The organism is Microvirga sp. CF3062 (genome assembly GCF_036314045.1).
GTDB lineage: Bacteria > Pseudomonadota > Alphaproteobacteria > Rhizobiales > Beijerinckiaceae > Microvirga.
Window position 1 is genome coordinate 701,511 of the sequence record NZ_JAYGGN010000001.1, and the last position, 15,673, is coordinate 717,183.

Sequence of the window (15,673 nt, forward strand, 5' to 3'; positions counted from 1 at the left end):
AGAAAGGTAGACGACCGAATAATCCGTCCTATGAGCGATATTCAGGGCCTCGAAGGAACCGAAGCGCTAGGCCCGGAGATCGATCTGATCCTCGCCCGGATTAAAATACTGGATGGTGTCCCTGCCGGAGGAGAGGTCGAAGGCGAAGAGGTCGCGGCCGCCGCCGCCGTCCAGGGTGTCATTCCCGCTACCGCCGTTCAGATAATCCGCGCCGGTGCCGCCATAGGATGAATCGCCAATCAGGCGATCGTTGCCGGAGCCGCCGAACAGGGTGTCGTTACCATAGCCGGCATTGGCGCTCGTGACCTGAGCGTCTCCGTAGAGGATGTCATTGCCCGAGCTGCCATTCAGATAATCGTGACCGCCCCGGCTCTGGTCGTTCAGGGATAGGGCATCCCCATAGAGCGTGTCTGTGCTCGTGCTTCCGTAAAGCGAGTCGTTTCCGCCGACCGAAAAACCCGCCATGCTGTAGGCATCGCCGTACAGGAGATTGTTGCCGCTCCCGCCGGAGAGATAGTCGGCGCCGCCCGTTGAAGAGTCGTATAGGGCATAGGCATCACCATAGAGGCGATCATGGCCGCTGCCGCCGTTGAGTATGTCGCCACCGCCGATGGCAGAGTTGCGCATCGTATGCCCATCGCCATGGACGATGTCGTCGGAGCTGCCGCCATTGAGGATGTCGGCTCCGCCAATCGCTGAATGAGTGAGGGATTGCGCGTCCCCGTAGAGGGTGTCCAGCCCGCTGTCGCCGTTCAGCGTGTCCGCACCGCCCCTCGCTTGGCTTTTCAGGTTGTAGCTGTCTCCGAAGAGTCGGTCGTTGTCATTGCCGCCGGACAAGAGATCGGCCCCGCCCTTCGCGGTGCCGCTCATGGACTGGCCGTCGCCATACAGAGTGTCGTTGCCGCTATCGCCGTAGAGCTTGTCTGCGCCTCCGGTTGCTTTGCTCGACATCGTGTAGGAATCGCCGAACAGGCTGTCGTTGTCAGACCCGCCATAAAGCCTGTCGGCACCGCCCCTTGCCGAGCCTGACATGCTGCGGGCGTCACCATAAAGGATGTCGTACCCGGTCTCGCCCCAGATCTTGTCCGATCCGCCGAGGGAGGAGGAACTCATCGTATAGGCATCGCCGTAAACTGTATCGCGATCAGACCCAGCCCAGATGGTGTCAGCTCCGCCGCGGGCCGTCCCTCTGAACGTTCTCGCATCGCCATAAAGGTAGTCGGCCCCGCTGTAGCCGTGAATTGAGTCGCTCGCAGTGGTGCTTGAACTGCGGGTGCCGTCGGTGTCGCCGTAAATGCTGTCGGAAGTGGGGGTGCCTTCGAGGAAATTTTTACTCAATGAACCGATTTTGAGAGCCATTCTTACTGTACCTGATTCATGCTGCCGAGATGAGGGTGCACACTACTCTGTCGTTACAAGGTATCCATGCCATCTCGCTGCGTCATATGGACATAGGTTCCCAATCGCGTGGCTGATATCCGCGTATCTGTGGGCTTGATGTTTCCTGCCAGGGATGCTTAGCCAACCAATACGTTCCCCCGGCACGAGGACATTATGAGCCGCTCCTCCCCCAGTCTCGATACGCTTTTCACTTGGATTCGCACCGAGAGCCCGACCTCCGACCGGGCTGGCGTCAACCTGATGATGGATCTCGTGGTCGCGCAGATGCAGGACGCGCCGGTGGCGGTCGAGCGCATTCCGGGCACGGATGGCCTGGGCGACGTGCTGGTGTTGCGGGCAGGCCCCCAGACCGGGGAGTCCGGCATCCTGGTGATGTCTCATCTCGACACAGTCCATCCGATTGGCACCATCGAGCGCGACCTGCCGCTGCGGGTCGAGGGTGACCGTCTCTATGGGCCCGGCATTTATGACATGAAGGGCGGGGCCTGGTTCTGCCTCGAGGCCTTCAAGGACGTGGCCCGCAAGGGCACGGCGGCCTGTCCCATCACCTTCCTGGTGACGCCTGACGAGGAGATCGGCTCGCCGATCACCAAGCCCATGATCGAGGCTCTCGGCCGCCGCTCGGCCTATGCGCTCGTGACCGAGCCCGCCCGCGACGGAGGCCAGATCGTCACGGCCCGTAAAGGGGTAGGGCGCTTCGACGTGCATGTGGAGGGCCGGCCCGCGCATGCAGGCTCGCGGCACAGGGACGGCCGCAATGCCATCTACGAGGCGGCCCGCCAGATTCTCGCCATCGAGGCCATGACGGATTATGCGCGCGGCACCACCACGACGGTGGGTATGGCCTCCGGCGGCACGGCGATGAACACCATTCCCCAGCATTGCCGTTTCTCGGTGGACCTGCGCGTCGAGACTGTGGCCGACGGAGAGGCTGTGACGGCGGCGCTCCTCGGCCTCAAGCCGCAGAATCCCGACTTCAAAGTTTCCGTTACCGGCGGCATGAACCGGCCGCCCTATGAGTGCAATGAGGCGACCTCTCGGCTCTTCGATCATGCCAAGTCGCTGGCCGCCGAGATCGGCTTCGACCTCGTCTCCGCGCCCCGCGTTGGCGGCGGCTCGGACGGCAACTTCACGGCGGCGCTCGGCATCCCGACCCTGGACGGCCTCGGCATCGACGGCGACGGCGCTCATACGCTCCAGGAATACGGCCTCATCTCCTCCATCGCACCGCGCCAGAAGCTCATGACGCGCCTGCTGGAGACCCTGCGCTAATCGCATGTCCGAACCCCTCTACCGCCCGAATGTCGGCATCGCGCTCTTCGACCGCGAGGGGCGGGTGCTGATCGCCAAGCGCCTGCGCGATGACGGGCCCGAGATCGTCCTGCCCGGTCATGAATGGCAGACGCCGCAGGGTGGAGTGGACGAAGGAGAAGACATCGTTGCCGCAGCCCAACGGGAATTGTGGGAGGAGACGGGCGTCACCAGCGCCGTCTATCTCGGGGAGTCTTCCTGGACGATGGCCTATGATTTTCCGCCCTATGATGGCCCATGGCACCGGCTGTCCCCATTCCGTGGGCAACGACAGAGATGGGTTGCCTTCCGCTTCACGGGCCAGGAGAGCGAGATCGTGGTGGCGGGCATGCGCGGCGGCATGGAACCGGAATTCAGCGAATGGCGCTGGGAGGCGCTCGACAGGATTCCTGAACTCGTTGTGCCCTTCAAGCGCGCCATCTACGAGCAGGTCGCTCGTGAGTTCCAGCCGTTCGCCGCAGCAGGCTAAGAAGCGATTTTAAATCTGCTGCCGGATCAGCGCCAGCACGCCGTCGATGATGAACTGCACTGCGAGACCTGCCAGGATCACGCCGAGCAGGCGGGTGAGCACCACGTTGCCGGTGACGCCGAGCCAGCGGGAGACACGGTCGGCGGCGGAGAACACCACGAGGCAGCTCAGGATACACAGCGCGATCAGGATGAGCAGGGCCGAGAGATAGCCCACATTGCCGTCGGCGCGCCCGGCGAGCAGGATCACGGCCGTGATGGCGCCGGGGCCGGCCATAAGCGGGATGGCGAGCGGGAAGGCGGCCACGTTGCGGATATGGTCCTCGGTGATGGCGATGTCGGCCGTGTGCTGTTTGCGCTCGTTGCGGCGCTCGAACACCATCTCGAAGGCGATCCAGAACAGCAGCAGGCCACCCGAGATGCGGAAGGCCGGGATTCCGACGCCGAGCAGCCGCAGGAGCAGTTCTCCCCCGAGGCCGAAAAAGGCCAGGATGCCGAACGCGATCAGGCTCGCCCTTAACGCCACCCGGCGCCGCTCCGATGCGTTCATGCCCCGGGTCAGCGACACGAAGATCGGCGCGAGCGCCACCGGATCGAGAGTGACGAGCAGGGTCACCAGGGCGGCGGAGATGTAGTCGAGGAGCATCGGCTGGACCTTCCTTCAAGCTTTGCGTTATGGCCTTCCCGGAGATGTTTGGCGAGGGGCGGGGCGACGATGTTCACGGTTTTGGATCGGATCAGCCGGCCGGGGCACCCGGACAAGCCCAACGAGGACATCTGCGGCGTCTCGGGCGATTGGGCTTGGGTGATCGACACCTCGATCTTCCCTGGCACGCTACCCGTCATGCACGAGAAGAGCGATGCTGTCTGGCTCGCAAAATTCGCGAACGAGCGGCTCTCGAACCTCGCACCCCACGCGGAGGACGGGGTGACCCTCCTGCGCCACGTCATGGAGGAGGCCCGCACTGTCTATCGAGCCATCGCGCCTGTGGAACGGCATGAGGACTTTCTCACCTGGCCCCTCGGAGCCATGACGCTGGTACATCGCAAGGGGAATGTACTCGATGCCTGGAACTTCGGCGATACGACGGCCTATATCCGCCAGCCGGACGGCACGGTGCAGGTTCTGGGCGATGCGCCTGGATTGCGAGACTTCGAATCCGCCAAGGCCGCCGAGCTGATGCGGCAGGCGGGCTCCCGGCCGACCGCCATTCTCGGCGAACCCGTCTTCCTCGCCTGGCTCGGGGAGCGCCGCGAGCGCCAGCGCAAAAGCGGCATCCCGGCGGCCCTCTTGAGCGTCAACCCGGACGCTGCCGACCGCGTGCGGCACGAGACAGCGCCCTGTGAGGACGGCACGTCGATCCTCCTGGCCTCCGATGGCTTCTCGGCCTTGGTCGATCTCTACCGGGCCATGGAGGCTACGGCTCTCATGGAGCGAGCCCTGGAAGCCGGCCTCGAGCCCCTGGCCGAGCTGGCGCGGGAGATCGAAACGGAACGCGATCCGAATGGCACGCTTTATCCGCGGTTCAAGCAGAGCGACGACACGACGGCGATTTTGTTGAGAGCGTAGCTCGATCTTCTTACGTATGACTAGATTGAGCCTGAGCATGGTGTCATTCTCAGGCTAGACGAAGCGAGGGCAGCTGATGGGGAAGAGCTTACCAGCTGCACGAGTGTTCTCACTTTGTTCTTGACAATTGCTCTAGCCTTGGCTATATCTTGGGACATCCTCGCCCGACGAGGGGCGCGCTCGCGAGGCGTCGCAAGAGTGGGGCGAGGAGCGGTCCCGCCGCAGGTCTCGCAAGCCTGTGGTCGCGGGAGGTCGATCCTGGCTCTGACCAGGTCCACCTGAAAAGAACCGCGCGTGATGAGCAGTCCGGCTCTCACCTTCCACCATCACACATCGAGCCGGCTGCCCAACGCGCCACCCTCGATCAACCTTCAGGCTCGCAGCACCCGCTGCGGGCCCCAAAGTGCTGGCTCTTTGACAAGCCACGCACCAGCGTCATCCCGGACGAAGCGCAGCGCAGATCCGGGATCGCAAGACGAGTAAAGCAACTGTCATCCCGGGGCTGCGGAGCAGAGCCCGGGATCCATAACCGCTGACGTCTCAGAAAGAGGCGCAACGCGGTTCGCCCCCTTCTGAGACGTCAGCGGTGATGGATCCCCGCCTTCGCGGGACGACAGCGTTGAGGTTCAAGCACTTGATCCTGCACCCGATCCCGGATCGGCTCGCACCGTTCGGGATGACGATCCGTAAAGTCATCAAAGTCAATGAAATCAGGATTTTAACCCGAGCCTCTGAGACGGTTTCTCACCCATTCTGCAGCCCTGCGAAACTGCCACAGGCACAAGCCCGCCTTCCATCCCGCTCAATCAGGCAATAAGTTGCTGAAACGTAAACGGATTTCGTCTCTCGCCTTGCCTCTGGAAAACCCGTGAAAAAGCTTGAAAACCGCGGCGTTCTCCCCCATGTAAGAGCCTGATTTCAATTGGATTCGCGGGCCTGCCTGATGGCTTGATGAAGCGGCATCGAAAAGCCGCCTCTCGCGAAAGGGCAGACCGTTTTAAGAAAGACCAACCTTGACCGATCCGAACGATATCCGCTCCGGCGGCCCCGGCGGGGACAAGCCGGCCAGCGACATCAAGCTGATTTCCATCGTCGACGAGATGAAGCGCTCCTATCTCGATTACGCCATGAGCGTGATCGTGAGCCGCGCTCTGCCGGATGCCCGCGATGGCCTCAAGCCCGTGCATCGGCGCATCCTCTATTCGATGCACGAGAACGGCTATACGCCCGACAAGAAATACGTGAAGTCCGCCCGCATCGTCGGTGACGTGATGGGTCAATACCACCCGCACGGCGACCAATCGATCTATGACGCCTTGGTTCGCATGGCGCAGGACTTCGCCATGCGCGTCATGCTCGTGGACGGGCAGGGCAATTTCGGCTCGGTGGACGGTGATCCTCCGGCGGCCATGCGCTACACCGAGTCCCGCCTCGCCAAGGCGGCGATGCCGCTTCTCGACGACATCGACAAGGACACGGTCGATTTTACGCCCAACTACGACGAGTCCAAGGACGAGCCGGCGGTTCTGCCCGCGCGCTATCCGAACCTGCTCGTCAACGGCGCCGGTGGCATTGCGGTCGGCATGGCCACCAACATGCCTCCCCATAATCTGGGCGAGGTCATCGACGGCTGCCTGGCCTTCATGGAGAACCCCGACGTTTCGGCCGAGGAACTGATCGAGATCATCCCAGGCCCGGACTTTCCGACCGGCGCCATGATCCTCGGGCGCGCAGGTGCCCGCTCGGCCTACACGACGGGCCGCGGCTCCGTCATCATGCGGGCCAAGTCCGAGATCGAGGAGATCCGCAAGGATCGCGAGGCGATCATCTTCACCGAGATCCCGTATCAGGTGAACAAGGCCTCGCTGATCGAGAAGATCGCCGATCTGGTGCGCGAGAAGAAGATCGAGGGCATCTCGGACCTGCGCGACGAATCCGACCGCGACGGCATGCGTATCGTCATCGAGATCAAGCGCGACGCCATGGCCGACGTGGTGCTCAACCAGCTCTACCGCTATACGCCTCTGCAGACGAGCTTCGGCGCCAACATGGTGGCGCTCAACGGCGGCCGTCCCGAGCTGATGACGCTCAAGGACCTGATCCGCGCCTTCGTCGACTTTCGCGAGGAAGTCGTTTCCCGCCGGACCAAGTATCTGCTCAACAAGGCCCGCGAGCGCGCTCACGTGCTGTGCGGCCTTGCCATCGCGGTGGCCAATATCGACGAGGTCATCCGCCTCATCCGCACGGCGCCCGATCCGAACGCGGCGCGCGAATCCCTCATGGGCCGCGACTGGCCGGCGCACGACATCGCGCCGCTCATCGCGCTCGTCGACGATCCGCGCCACCGGATCAACGAGGACGGCACCTATCGCCTCTCCGAGGCCCAGGCCCGCGCCATCCTCGACCTGCGCCTGCAGCGCCTCACCGCCCTTGGTCGGGACGAAGTCGGCGACGAGCTGGCGAAGCTCGCAGCCGAGATCTCGGATTACCTCGACATCCTGCGCTCCCGTGTCCGCATCATGTCCATCATCAGGGACGAGCTGACCGAGATCCGCAACACTTTCGCCACGCCGCGCAAGACCCAGATCGTGGATTGGGAATCGGACCTGGACGACGAGGACTTGATTGCCCGCGAGGACATGGTCGTCACCGTGTCCCATGCCGGCTACATCAAGCGCGTGCCACTCTCGACCTACCGGGCGCAGCGCCGCGGCGGCAAGGGCCGTTCCGCCATGACGACGAGGGATGAGGATTTCGTCACCCGTCTGTTCGTAGCGAACACCCACACGCCGGTGATCTTCTTCTCCTCCAAGGGCCAGGCCTACAAGGAGAAGGTATGGCGCCTGCCGCTGGCGGCTCCGAATGCCAAGGGTAAGGCGTTGGTGAACATGCTGCCGCTCAGCCAAGGTGAGCGCATCACCACCATCATGCCGCTGCCCGAAGAGGAGGCGTCCTGGGACAAGCTGGACGTGATGTTCGCCACCTCCCGCGGCACGGTTCGCCGCAATAAGCTGTCGGACTTCGTGCAGGTCAATCGCGGCGGCAAGATCGCCATGAAGCTGGATGAGGGCGAACACATCGTCGACGTGCAGATCTGCTCTGAGAACGACGACGTGCTGCTCACCACGGCCAAGGGCCAGTGCATCCGCTTCCCGGTCACGGATGTGCGTGTGTTCAAGGGCCGCGATTCCATGGGCGTGCGCGGCATCAACTTAGCCGCGGGCGACGACATCATCTCCATGGCGATCCTACGCCACGTGGAAGCGACCGGCGAGGAGCGCGCGGCCTATCTCAAGATGCGCCGCGCCGTCACCGGCGAGCAGATGGGCTCGGACGCCGATGCGGTGGACGAGGCGGAAGAGGCTGCAGGCGCCAACGTTTCGCTCTCGCAGGAGCGTTATGCCGAGATGAGCGCGCAGGAGCAGTGCATCCTGACGCTCTCCGAGAAGGGCTACGGCAAGCGGACGCTCTCCTACGAGTACCGCATCACCGGACGCGGCGGTAAAGGCATCACGGCCATGGCGGTCAACGGCCGCAACGGCAAGCTGGTGGCCTCATTCCCAGTCGAGAGCTCGGACCAGATCATGCTCGTCACCGATGGCGGCCAGCTGATCCGCGTGCCGGTGGAAGGCATCCGCGTCGTCGGCCGCAATTCGCAGGGCGTCACCGTCTTCTCCACCCGCGACAAGGAGAAGGTGGTCTCGGTGGAGCACATCGAGGGTGAGGACGCCGAAGAGGTCGAGGGCATCGATGACGCCGCGACCGAAGGCGGCGAAGCTGCGGAAGAGTAAGCCTCTCCGACGTCCGTTCAGAATGGAAAACCCGCCGGCTCACACCGGCGGGTTTTTTAATGCTGCGATGCTGCGTCACAACCTCTGGGGAGCAATAAAGGTTGCTTTGAAACAAACATAATAATATTACAAAAACTCTTTGATTTCATAGGGGCGGAGCATGCCGGTCAGTATTGTAGGAACCGATCAGTCTCAGATCTTTTCGGTGCGGGGAAGTGAGCTTGCTAGTGGCTCAATCGATGGCGGCGGTGGAATTGACACCCTGGAGCTAAGGGACCTTTTGTACCCGGCAACCTTCGACTTTACGGCTCTAACAACCTTCAAGAACATTGAAATTATCAAAGCTGTCATCGAAGTGGCGGAGATCCGCATCCGTGCCGATCAGCTGGCGGATGTCACAACTATTGACAGCGATGGATCCGAGCATCTCGATCAGGTCACGATTGTCGGGGCGAATATCGATCTACGCGGCAAGACCTTCGTCGGGCGTCTTGAGATTCTGCCTGAGACGGCCAATGCCGAAATTCACGTATCCGATTTGGCTGCAGCAAGTCTGATCAAGCCCAACGTACGGGGAACTCACGTTCGAATTCAGAATGGCGAGTTGACATCGGCGCAGCGCATTGCCCTTTACGACCAGGGTATTGATGTCGTCACCGATGGCGCTGGCGTAACGACAACGGCTTCCGGGCCGGTTCTAGCGGCGCTGCAAGGGGACACGATCAACTATAAGACCGGCGAGATGGTTCTCGATGTTGGTTCCGATGCGACGGTCGCATCCGGAGGGCATCTCAAGAGCCTGGTGGTCAAACTTGTTGGAACAAAGAGTCTCTTCGATACGCTTGACCTTGAATTCAATCCACGTCTCAAGGTTGAGGGCAAAAACGCCGAAGGTGAAAACAAGCTCTTCTACGATAATGTCGAAATCGGCAGTGTCTTCCGTGAAACGTTTGAAGGCAGTCTGCATTTCAGTTTCAATGGAAATGCCACGGCCGAACACGTCCAGGAGGTCGTCAGATCGATCAGTTACCTCTACGACTTCGCATTCCCTCCATCGTCAGGCTTGCTCAAGGTGGAGTTCACCCTGCAGGATGCCGGCGGACGTGTTGCCAAGGCCACTTCGAGCATCAGATTCGGCCCTGAGCCTGTTCCGCAGCCGGACCCCGTCTCCGGCACGGATGGGAACGATATCTTGAATGGCTCGGCGAGCAAAGACGTTCTCAAAGGACTGCTTGGCGATGACATCTTGAAAGGTTTGGCCGGCAGCGACGATCTCGATGGCGGCGCGGGTAACGACCGGCTCTGGGGCGGGGCAGGTAACGACACGCTAAAGGGGGATGCGGGCCGGGACATCTTCGTGTTCGACTCCAAGCCCAACAAGAAGGCCAACCTCGACAAGGTCGCGGACTTCAAGGTGGTGGACGATTCCATCTGGCTGGAGAACAAGATCTTCACCAAGCTCGGAAAGAAGGGCTCCGAGGCGGCTCCTGCCCAGCTCAAGAAGTCCATGTTCGCTTTGGAGAAGGCCAAGGATAAGGATGATTACATCGTCTACAGCAAGAAGACCGGAAAGCTGTCTTACGATGTCGACGGCTCGGGCTCCAAAGCGGCCGTGGAGATCGCCACGCTCTCCAAGAAGCTCAGCATGACCTACAAGGACCTCTTCGTCATCTAAGACTGGATCGGGTGCCGGGCAGGCGTGATGTACTGTTACCTGCCTATAGGAGAGAGCGTTGCGTAAGCCACCATTCGTGGTCAGACTTCGGGATCATCCGGGGCTGACCACGAATGGGTGAAATCATCCTAGGCTCGCGAGCGCGGCCGGGCTCAAGACCGCGATGGCGGTGGCAAAGACGATGCAGAGGCGAACAATCATGGTGGTCTCCTGAAACCTTGACTTTAGGTTAGCTGGAATATTCCACGCTTCCGTCCAGCCCGCCGTGTGCCAACGCACGGCTTGCCGGGCGGCCTCAATCCCGCTACGCCTTGGCCTCATGACACGCACCGCCCTCTATACCGGCAGCTTCGACCCCGTCACCAACGGCCACCTGGACGTCCTGCGCCAGGCCTGCAGCGTGGCGGACAGGATTGTGGTCGCCATCGGGGTCCATTCCTCGAAGGCTCCGGTCTTTCCGGCCGAGGAGCGGGCCGACATGCTGCGGGAGGTCTGCGGGCCGATGCTGCAGGCGAGGGGCGTTGACCTGGATGTGGTGACATTCAGCGATCTGGCGGTTGATGCCGCCCGCCGGCATGGCGCCACGCTCATCGTGCGCGGCTTGCGGGACGGCACGGATTTCGATTACGAGATCCAGATGGCCTCCATGAACGCCACCATGGCGCCAGGGGTCCAGACCCTCTTCTTCCCGGCTTCACCCGCCGTGCGCCCCATCACCGCCACGCTTGTGCGCCAGATCGCCGGCATGGGCGGCGACGTCTCGGCCTTCGTGCCGGGACTTGTCGCCGAGCGCCTGAAGGCCAAATTCAGGCGGCCATAGAGTTTCATCGTCCACAGGGAGACATACATCCATGAAGCGTTTACTCGCAGCCGGAGCGCTTGTGCTCGCCGGCATTGTCCCGGCCGCCGCCCAGCAGGCCGCCGACCCGCAGAACACGATCCTCCTCGACACTAAGGACGGCCGCATTACCATCCGGCTGCGCCCGGATCTTGCTCCCAAGCACGTGGAGCAGATCAAGGCCCTCACCAAACGCGGCTTTTACGACGGCGTGGTCTTCCATCGGGTGATCGACGGCTTCATGGCCCAGACCGGCGATCCGACCGGCACCGGCACGGGCAAGTCCGACCTGCCCAACATCCCGGCCGAGTTCACCAAGACCCAGTACAAGCGCGGCTCGGTCGGCATGGCCCGCTCCCAGAGTCCGGACTCGGCCAACAGCCAGTTCTTCATCTGCTATGACGGGTGCGGCCCGCTCACCGGCCAGTACACGATCTTCGGCGAGGTCGCCTCTGGCATGGACGTGGTTGACAAGATCAAGAAGGGCGATTCCGCCGCCAACGGCATGGTTCGAAGCCCGGACAAGATCGTGAAGATGCAGCTCGCCGCCGACGCGAAGTAATGCAGCAGCTTCGACGATACAGCGTGCGGATCGCCGCGCTGCTTCTGAGCGTGGGTCTGGCTGTGCCGGCTCTTGCGCAGGTGGGGCGTTTTGACGATCCGGACGCTTATCGCGAGCGCCTCGAGCCTCCTCCATCCCTGCCGCAGAGTTTCAACAGCATCATCCGGCCTCCCAGTGGCGAGGAGATACCGAAGCAGATTAGCACCCTCAGTGACATCGGACGGGCAATGCAGGCCTGCTGGCAGCCGACCGGGGTGCGCTATTCCGGTCAGGAGGTCACGATCCGCATCAGCTTCAAGCGGAACGGGGAGGTGCTCGGGAAGCCCATGATCACCCATTACCGGGCTGGCGAACCTGATGCCGAGAACCGGGAGGCGTTCACGCAGGCCGTGAGAGCTGCGCTCGTGCGCTGCTCGCCGATGCCGTTCACCGACAAGCTCGGCGCGGCTGTTGCCGGGCGTCCGTTCACCTTCCGCTTCATCGATGCGCCGGCGCCGCAAAAGCAGCAGGCCCTGTAGCGGCTTGCCGTCGTCGTCCCTAAATACACGCCATTTCAAGGAGAATTCTATGGCAGATCCCGAAAACACCCTCATCATGGAAACCACCAAGGGCCGCGTGGTCATCGAGCTGCGTCCCGATCTCGCTCCCGGACACGTGGAGCGCATCAAGACGCTCGCCCGCGAGGGCTTTTACGACGGCGTGGTCTTCCACCGCGTGATCGAGGGCTTCATGGCCCAGACCGGCGATCCGACCGGCACCGGCAGCGGCGGTTCCGACCTGCCTGACCTGAAGGCCGAGTTTAATGCCGAGCCGCACGTGCGTGGCACCTGCTCCATGGCCCGCACGAATGCCCCCAATTCGGCGAACTCGCAGTTCTTCATCTGCTTCGACGATGCCCGCTTCCTCGACAAGCAGTACACCGTCTGGGGCAAGGTGACTGAGGGCATGGATAACGTGGACAAGATCAAACGCGGCGAGCCCGTGCGCGATCCCGACCGCATCGTCTCCATGAAGGTCGCGGCGGACGCGGCGTAATCACGTCCTACTTTTCCCGTCATGCCCGGGCTTGTCCCGGGCATCCACGTTTTTGCCGCTTCAAGGCGTGGATGGCCGCACCTAGTGCGGTCATGACGAGGAGGATGAACACCAACCATGCGCGTCGACCTCTTCGATTTCGAGCTCCCTGACACCAGCATCGCGCTTCGCCCCGTGGAGCCGCGCGATGCTGCGCGCATGCTCGTGGTCCAGCCGGAAGGCTTGGAAGACCGCATCGTCCGCGACCTGCCGGATCTGCTGCAGCCCGGCGATGTTTTGGTGCTCAACGATACCAAGGTCATCCCCTCCCGCCTCTACGGGCTGCGTGTGCGCGAGGAGACAGCAGCGCGCGTCGAGATCATGCTGCACAAGCGCGAGGGTGCCGACCGCTGGCGCGCCTTTGCCCGACCAGCCAAGAAGCTCAACGTGGGCGATCGCATCCGCTTCGGCGAGGACTCGGAGAGCACGGCCTGCGAGCTGGTGCGGCTCGACGCCGAGGTGGAGGAGAAGGGCGAGGGCGGCGATGTGGGCTTACGCTTCTCCTTTGCCGGGGCGTTCCTTGATGAGGCCATCGCCCGGCTCGGGGAGCTGCCCCTGCCTCCCTATATCGCCGGCAAACGCCCGACCGATGACAAGGATCGCGCGGATTACCAGACCGTCTATGCCAAGGATGAGGGTGCTGTAGCTGCTCCCACGGCCGGCCTGCACTTCACCGACGACCTCTTCCGCCGTATCGACGAGCGTGGCATCAGCCGCCAATTCGTGACGCTCCACGTGGGCGCGGGCACCTTCCTGCCGGTGAAGGCCGACGACACCGCTGAGCACCGGATGCATGCGGAATGGGGCTCCGTGTCCGAGGAGACAGCGCGGGCGCTCAACGAGGCGCGAGCCCGGGGAGGGCGGATCGTGGCCGTCGGCACCACCTCCTTGCGCCTTTTGGAGAGCGCCGCCAAGGAGGACGGGACCATCGCGCCCTTCTCCGGTGATACGGCAATTTTCATCACGCCCGGCTACCGCTTCAAGGCGGTGGATGTGCTGATGACCAATTTCCACCTCCCGCGCTCGACCCTGTTCATGCTGGTCTCGGCCTTCGCGGGACTGGAGTGCATGAAGGCGGCCTATACCCATGCTATCGAGACAGGCTATCGCTTCTACTCCTACGGCGATGCGAGTTTGCTGTTTCGACGTTGATCTTCTGGTTCATCCCCGGTGCGCGGAACGCCTAGAAAGGCGATCCATTGACATGTGCTGCGGATCCATGGATCCCCTTCTCCTGCGCTTCGCTCCGGCTGAGGATGACAAGACGAGGTTTGAATGACCACCGAGACCTTCACCTTCAACGTCAACAAGACCGACGGGACGGCGCGCACGGGCGAGATCCGGATGCCGCGCGGCGTCATCCGCACGCCCGCCTTCATGCCGGTCGGCACTGCCGCGACCGTGAAGGCCATGTATCCCGATCAGGTCAAGGCGCTCGGCGCCGACGTGGTGCTCGGCAACACCTATCATCTCATGCTCCGTCCCGGCGCGGAGCGGGTAGCGCGGCTGGGTGGGCTGCACCACTTCATGAACTGGCCTTATCCCATTCTCACCGATTCCGGCGGCTTCCAGGTCATGTCACTGTCGGCCCTGCGCAAGATCGACGAGACGGGGGTGACGTTCCAGTCCCATATCGACGGCTCGACCCATGTGCTGACGCCTGAGCGTTCCATCGAGATCCAGGGCCTGCTCGGCTCCGACATCCAGATGCAGCTCGATGAGTGCGTGAAGCTCCCGTGCCCCGACGAGGTGGCCGAGAAGGCCATGCGCCTGTCCTTGCGCTGGGCGGAGCGCTGCCGGGTTGCCTTCGGCGAGCAGCCTGGCAAGGCCATGTTCGGCATCGTCCAGGGCGGGGCGGTGGAGCGGCTGCGCATCGAGAGCGCCAGGGAACTCGCAGGTCTCGACCTCAAGGGCTACGCCATCGGTGGCCTCGCCGTGGGCGAGCCGCAGGACGTGATGCTGCAGATGATCGAGACGGTCGAGCCGCACATGCCAGGCGACAAGCCCCGCTACCTCATGGGCGTCGGCACGCCGGACGACATCGTCGAGGCTGTGCGACGCGGCGTCGACATGTTCGACTGCGTCATGCCCACCCGCGCCGGGCGCCACGGCCAGGTCTTTACCCGCCACGGCCGCATGAACCTGCGCAACGCCCGTTTCGCCGAGGATACCAGCCCCCTCGATCCGGAGTCCAAATGCACGGCCTCCAACACCTATTCCCGCGCCTATCTCCACCATCTCGTCCGCTCCAACGAGATCCTTGGCATGATGCTGCTGACCTGGAACAACCTGGCCTATTATCAGGAGCTCATGGCCGGCCTGCGCAAAGCCATCGGCGAAGGGCGCCTCGAGAGCTATATCGGGGAGGTCAAGGAAGGCTGGGCCAAGGGCGAGCGGGACAGCAAGGCGGAGGTGGGCCAGCACGCCAACAACATGGCCATGGCGTCGGAGAGCTAAGCTTGCCCGGCGCCGGGGCGCCTCCTCGCAAAAGATTGTTCGGGCATTAGCCCTTTGAGGACTTCGGAGCTGAGGAATAAGGTCGGGAGGCAGGGCTTTTCGATTGACCTGAACCCTCAGACCCCCTATCTCGGGCTCACCCCTGGGAGCGCGTAGCTCAGCCGGTAGAGCATCTGACTTTTAATCAGAGGGTCCTGGGTTCGAGTCCCAGCGCGCTCACCAAACCTTCTCAAGCACTTAGCTGATGATCTGGTTTGGCCCTGCTTCCCAGAAAACCGGATTGGGAAGCGTGTGAGAAGCAAGCTCGACTGAGGTAGCTATTTCCGCCGCGATTCCATCGGCTCAGCCGCAGGTCGAATCCTACTGCCAGAGTCAACGAACGTCAGGAATCAGCCAGAGAGCGGACCTTGTTACGGTCGCGCTGAATGACTCAGTTTGACCGAGGTCGTGTGAAAACGCGATTTCGAGCGACGTGTGATGGCAGCTGTTTGGGCGTGATCCGCGGCGGCAAAAGGGTTCAGACTGC

At 62.7% G+C, this 15,673-nt stretch carries 13 protein-coding genes and 1 tRNA gene; 12 read left to right on the forward strand and 2 right to left on the reverse strand.

The annotated features are described in order from the left end of the window. Nucleotides 1–66 precede the first annotated feature (66 nt). Nucleotides 67–1,338 (reverse strand): calcium-binding protein, encoded by a 1,272-nt coding sequence (locus VB618_RS03395; RefSeq protein WP_329795081.1) that lies wholly within the window; start codon nucleotides 1,336–1,338, stop codon nucleotides 67–69. A gap of 216 nt (nucleotides 1,339–1,554) precedes the next feature. Between VB618_RS03395 and VB618_RS03400 the strand changes: the two genes are divergently transcribed. Together VB618_RS03400 and VB618_RS03405 are read left to right on the forward strand one after the other, a co-directional pair. After that, nucleotides 1,555–2,673 carry a M20 family metallopeptidase gene (locus tag VB618_RS03400; RefSeq protein ID WP_329795082.1) on the forward strand — a complete coding sequence of 373 codons (1,119 nt, stop codon included), beginning with the start codon at nucleotides 1,555–1,557 and terminating at the stop codon, nucleotides 2,671–2,673. 4 nt (nucleotides 2,674–2,677) lie between these two features. Beyond that, a complete protein-coding gene (locus VB618_RS03405; protein ID WP_329795083.1) occupies nucleotides 2,678–3,181 on the forward strand; it encodes an RNA pyrophosphohydrolase in 504 nt (167 codons plus the stop codon). A 9-nt stretch (nucleotides 3,182–3,190) separates the two neighbouring features. On the opposite strand, the gene VB618_RS03410 is transcribed toward VB618_RS03405, so the two are convergent. Then, the gene (locus VB618_RS03410; RefSeq protein WP_329795084.1) at nucleotides 3,191–3,826 is read right to left on the reverse strand and encodes a MarC family protein; all 636 of its coding nucleotides are present in this window, start codon (nucleotides 3,824–3,826) and stop codon (nucleotides 3,191–3,193) included. Nucleotides 3,827–3,895: 69 nt separating this feature from the next. On the opposite strand from VB618_RS03410, the gene VB618_RS03415 reads away from it, so the two are divergent. The 10 genes from VB618_RS03415 to VB618_RS03460 all read left to right on the forward strand — a co-directional run bounded on the left by VB618_RS03415 (nucleotide 3,896) and on the right by VB618_RS03460 (nucleotide 15,369). Beyond that, complete coding sequence (locus VB618_RS03415; protein WP_329795085.1) at nucleotides 3,896–4,750, forward strand: hypothetical protein; 855 nt, start codon at nucleotides 3,896–3,898, stop codon at nucleotides 4,748–4,750. 1,100 nt (nucleotides 4,751–5,850) lie between these two features. Continuing rightward, nucleotides 5,851–8,541, forward strand: a complete 2,691-nt coding sequence (gene gyrA / locus VB618_RS03420; protein WP_442931631.1) for a DNA gyrase subunit A — start codon at nucleotides 5,851–5,853, stop codon at nucleotides 8,539–8,541. 160 nt (nucleotides 8,542–8,701) lie between these two features. Further along, the gene (locus tag VB618_RS03425) at nucleotides 8,702–10,216 is read left to right on the forward strand and encodes a calcium-binding protein (protein ID WP_329795088.1); all 1,515 of its coding nucleotides are present in this window, start codon (nucleotides 8,702–8,704) and stop codon (nucleotides 10,214–10,216) included. Between the two features lie 319 nt (nucleotides 10,217–10,535). Continuing rightward, nucleotides 10,536–11,036 carry a pantetheine-phosphate adenylyltransferase gene (gene coaD, locus VB618_RS03430; RefSeq protein WP_329795089.1) on the forward strand — a complete coding sequence of 167 codons (501 nt, stop codon included), beginning with the start codon at nucleotides 10,536–10,538 and terminating at the stop codon, nucleotides 11,034–11,036. Between the two features lie 31 nt (nucleotides 11,037–11,067). Then, a complete protein-coding gene (locus VB618_RS03435; protein WP_329795090.1) occupies nucleotides 11,068–11,616 on the forward strand; it encodes a peptidylprolyl isomerase in 549 nt (182 codons plus the stop codon). Then, nucleotides 11,616–12,134, forward strand: a complete 519-nt coding sequence (locus VB618_RS03440) for a hypothetical protein (protein WP_329795091.1) — start codon at nucleotides 11,616–11,618, stop codon at nucleotides 12,132–12,134. Before VB618_RS03435 ends, VB618_RS03440 begins: the two co-directional genes overlap by 1 nt. A gap of 49 nt (nucleotides 12,135–12,183) precedes the next feature. Further along, a complete protein-coding gene (locus VB618_RS03445) occupies nucleotides 12,184–12,651 on the forward strand; it encodes a peptidylprolyl isomerase (protein WP_329795092.1) in 468 nt (155 codons plus the stop codon). A gap of 117 nt (nucleotides 12,652–12,768) precedes the next feature. Further along, nucleotides 12,769–13,842, forward strand: a complete 1,074-nt coding sequence (gene queA, locus VB618_RS03450; protein WP_329795093.1) for a tRNA preQ1(34) S-adenosylmethionine ribosyltransferase-isomerase QueA — start codon at nucleotides 12,769–12,771, stop codon at nucleotides 13,840–13,842. Between the two features lie 123 nt (nucleotides 13,843–13,965). Further along, nucleotides 13,966–15,147: a tRNA guanosine(34) transglycosylase Tgt gene (tgt, locus tag VB618_RS03455; protein ID WP_329795094.1), complete on the forward strand. Its 1,182-nt coding sequence runs from the start codon at nucleotides 13,966–13,968 to the stop codon at nucleotides 15,145–15,147. A 146-nt stretch (nucleotides 15,148–15,293) separates the two neighbouring features. Next, nucleotides 15,294–15,369 (forward strand) — tRNA-Lys (locus VB618_RS03460). Nucleotides 15,370–15,673: the final 304 nt, after the last annotated feature.

Bases quoted from the DNA above. Each gene is read 5' to 3' on its own strand.
- queA (WP_329795093.1), top strand. From the start codon at position 12,769: ATGCGCGTCGACCTCTTCGATTTCGAGCTCCCTGACACCAGCATCGCG.
- VB618_RS03445 (WP_329795092.1), top strand. From the start codon at position 12,184: ATGGCAGATCCCGAAAACACCCTCATCATGGAAACCACCAAGGGCCGC.
- VB618_RS03435 (WP_329795090.1), top strand. From the start codon at position 11,068: ATGAAGCGTTTACTCGCAGCCGGAGCGCTTGTGCTCGCCGGCATTGTC.
- tgt (WP_329795094.1), top strand. From the start codon at position 13,966: ATGACCACCGAGACCTTCACCTTCAACGTCAACAAGACCGACGGGACG.
- gyrA (WP_442931631.1), top strand. From the start codon at position 5,851: ATGAAGCGCTCCTATCTCGATTACGCCATGAGCGTGATCGTGAGCCGC.
- coaD (WP_329795089.1), top strand. From the start codon at position 10,536: ATGACACGCACCGCCCTCTATACCGGCAGCTTCGACCCCGTCACCAAC.
- VB618_RS03410 (WP_329795084.1), bottom strand. From the start codon at position 3,826: ATGCTCCTCGACTACATCTCCGCCGCCCTGGTGACCCTGCTCGTCACT.
- VB618_RS03405 (WP_329795083.1), top strand. From the start codon at position 2,678: ATGTCCGAACCCCTCTACCGCCCGAATGTCGGCATCGCGCTCTTCGAC.
- VB618_RS03425 (WP_329795088.1), top strand. From the start codon at position 8,702: ATGCCGGTCAGTATTGTAGGAACCGATCAGTCTCAGATCTTTTCGGTG.
- VB618_RS03400 (WP_329795082.1), top strand. From the start codon at position 1,555: ATGAGCCGCTCCTCCCCCAGTCTCGATACGCTTTTCACTTGGATTCGC.
- VB618_RS03440 (WP_329795091.1), top strand. From the start codon at position 11,616: ATGCAGCAGCTTCGACGATACAGCGTGCGGATCGCCGCGCTGCTTCTG.
- VB618_RS03415 (WP_329795085.1), top strand. From the start codon at position 3,896: ATGTTCACGGTTTTGGATCGGATCAGCCGGCCGGGGCACCCGGACAAG.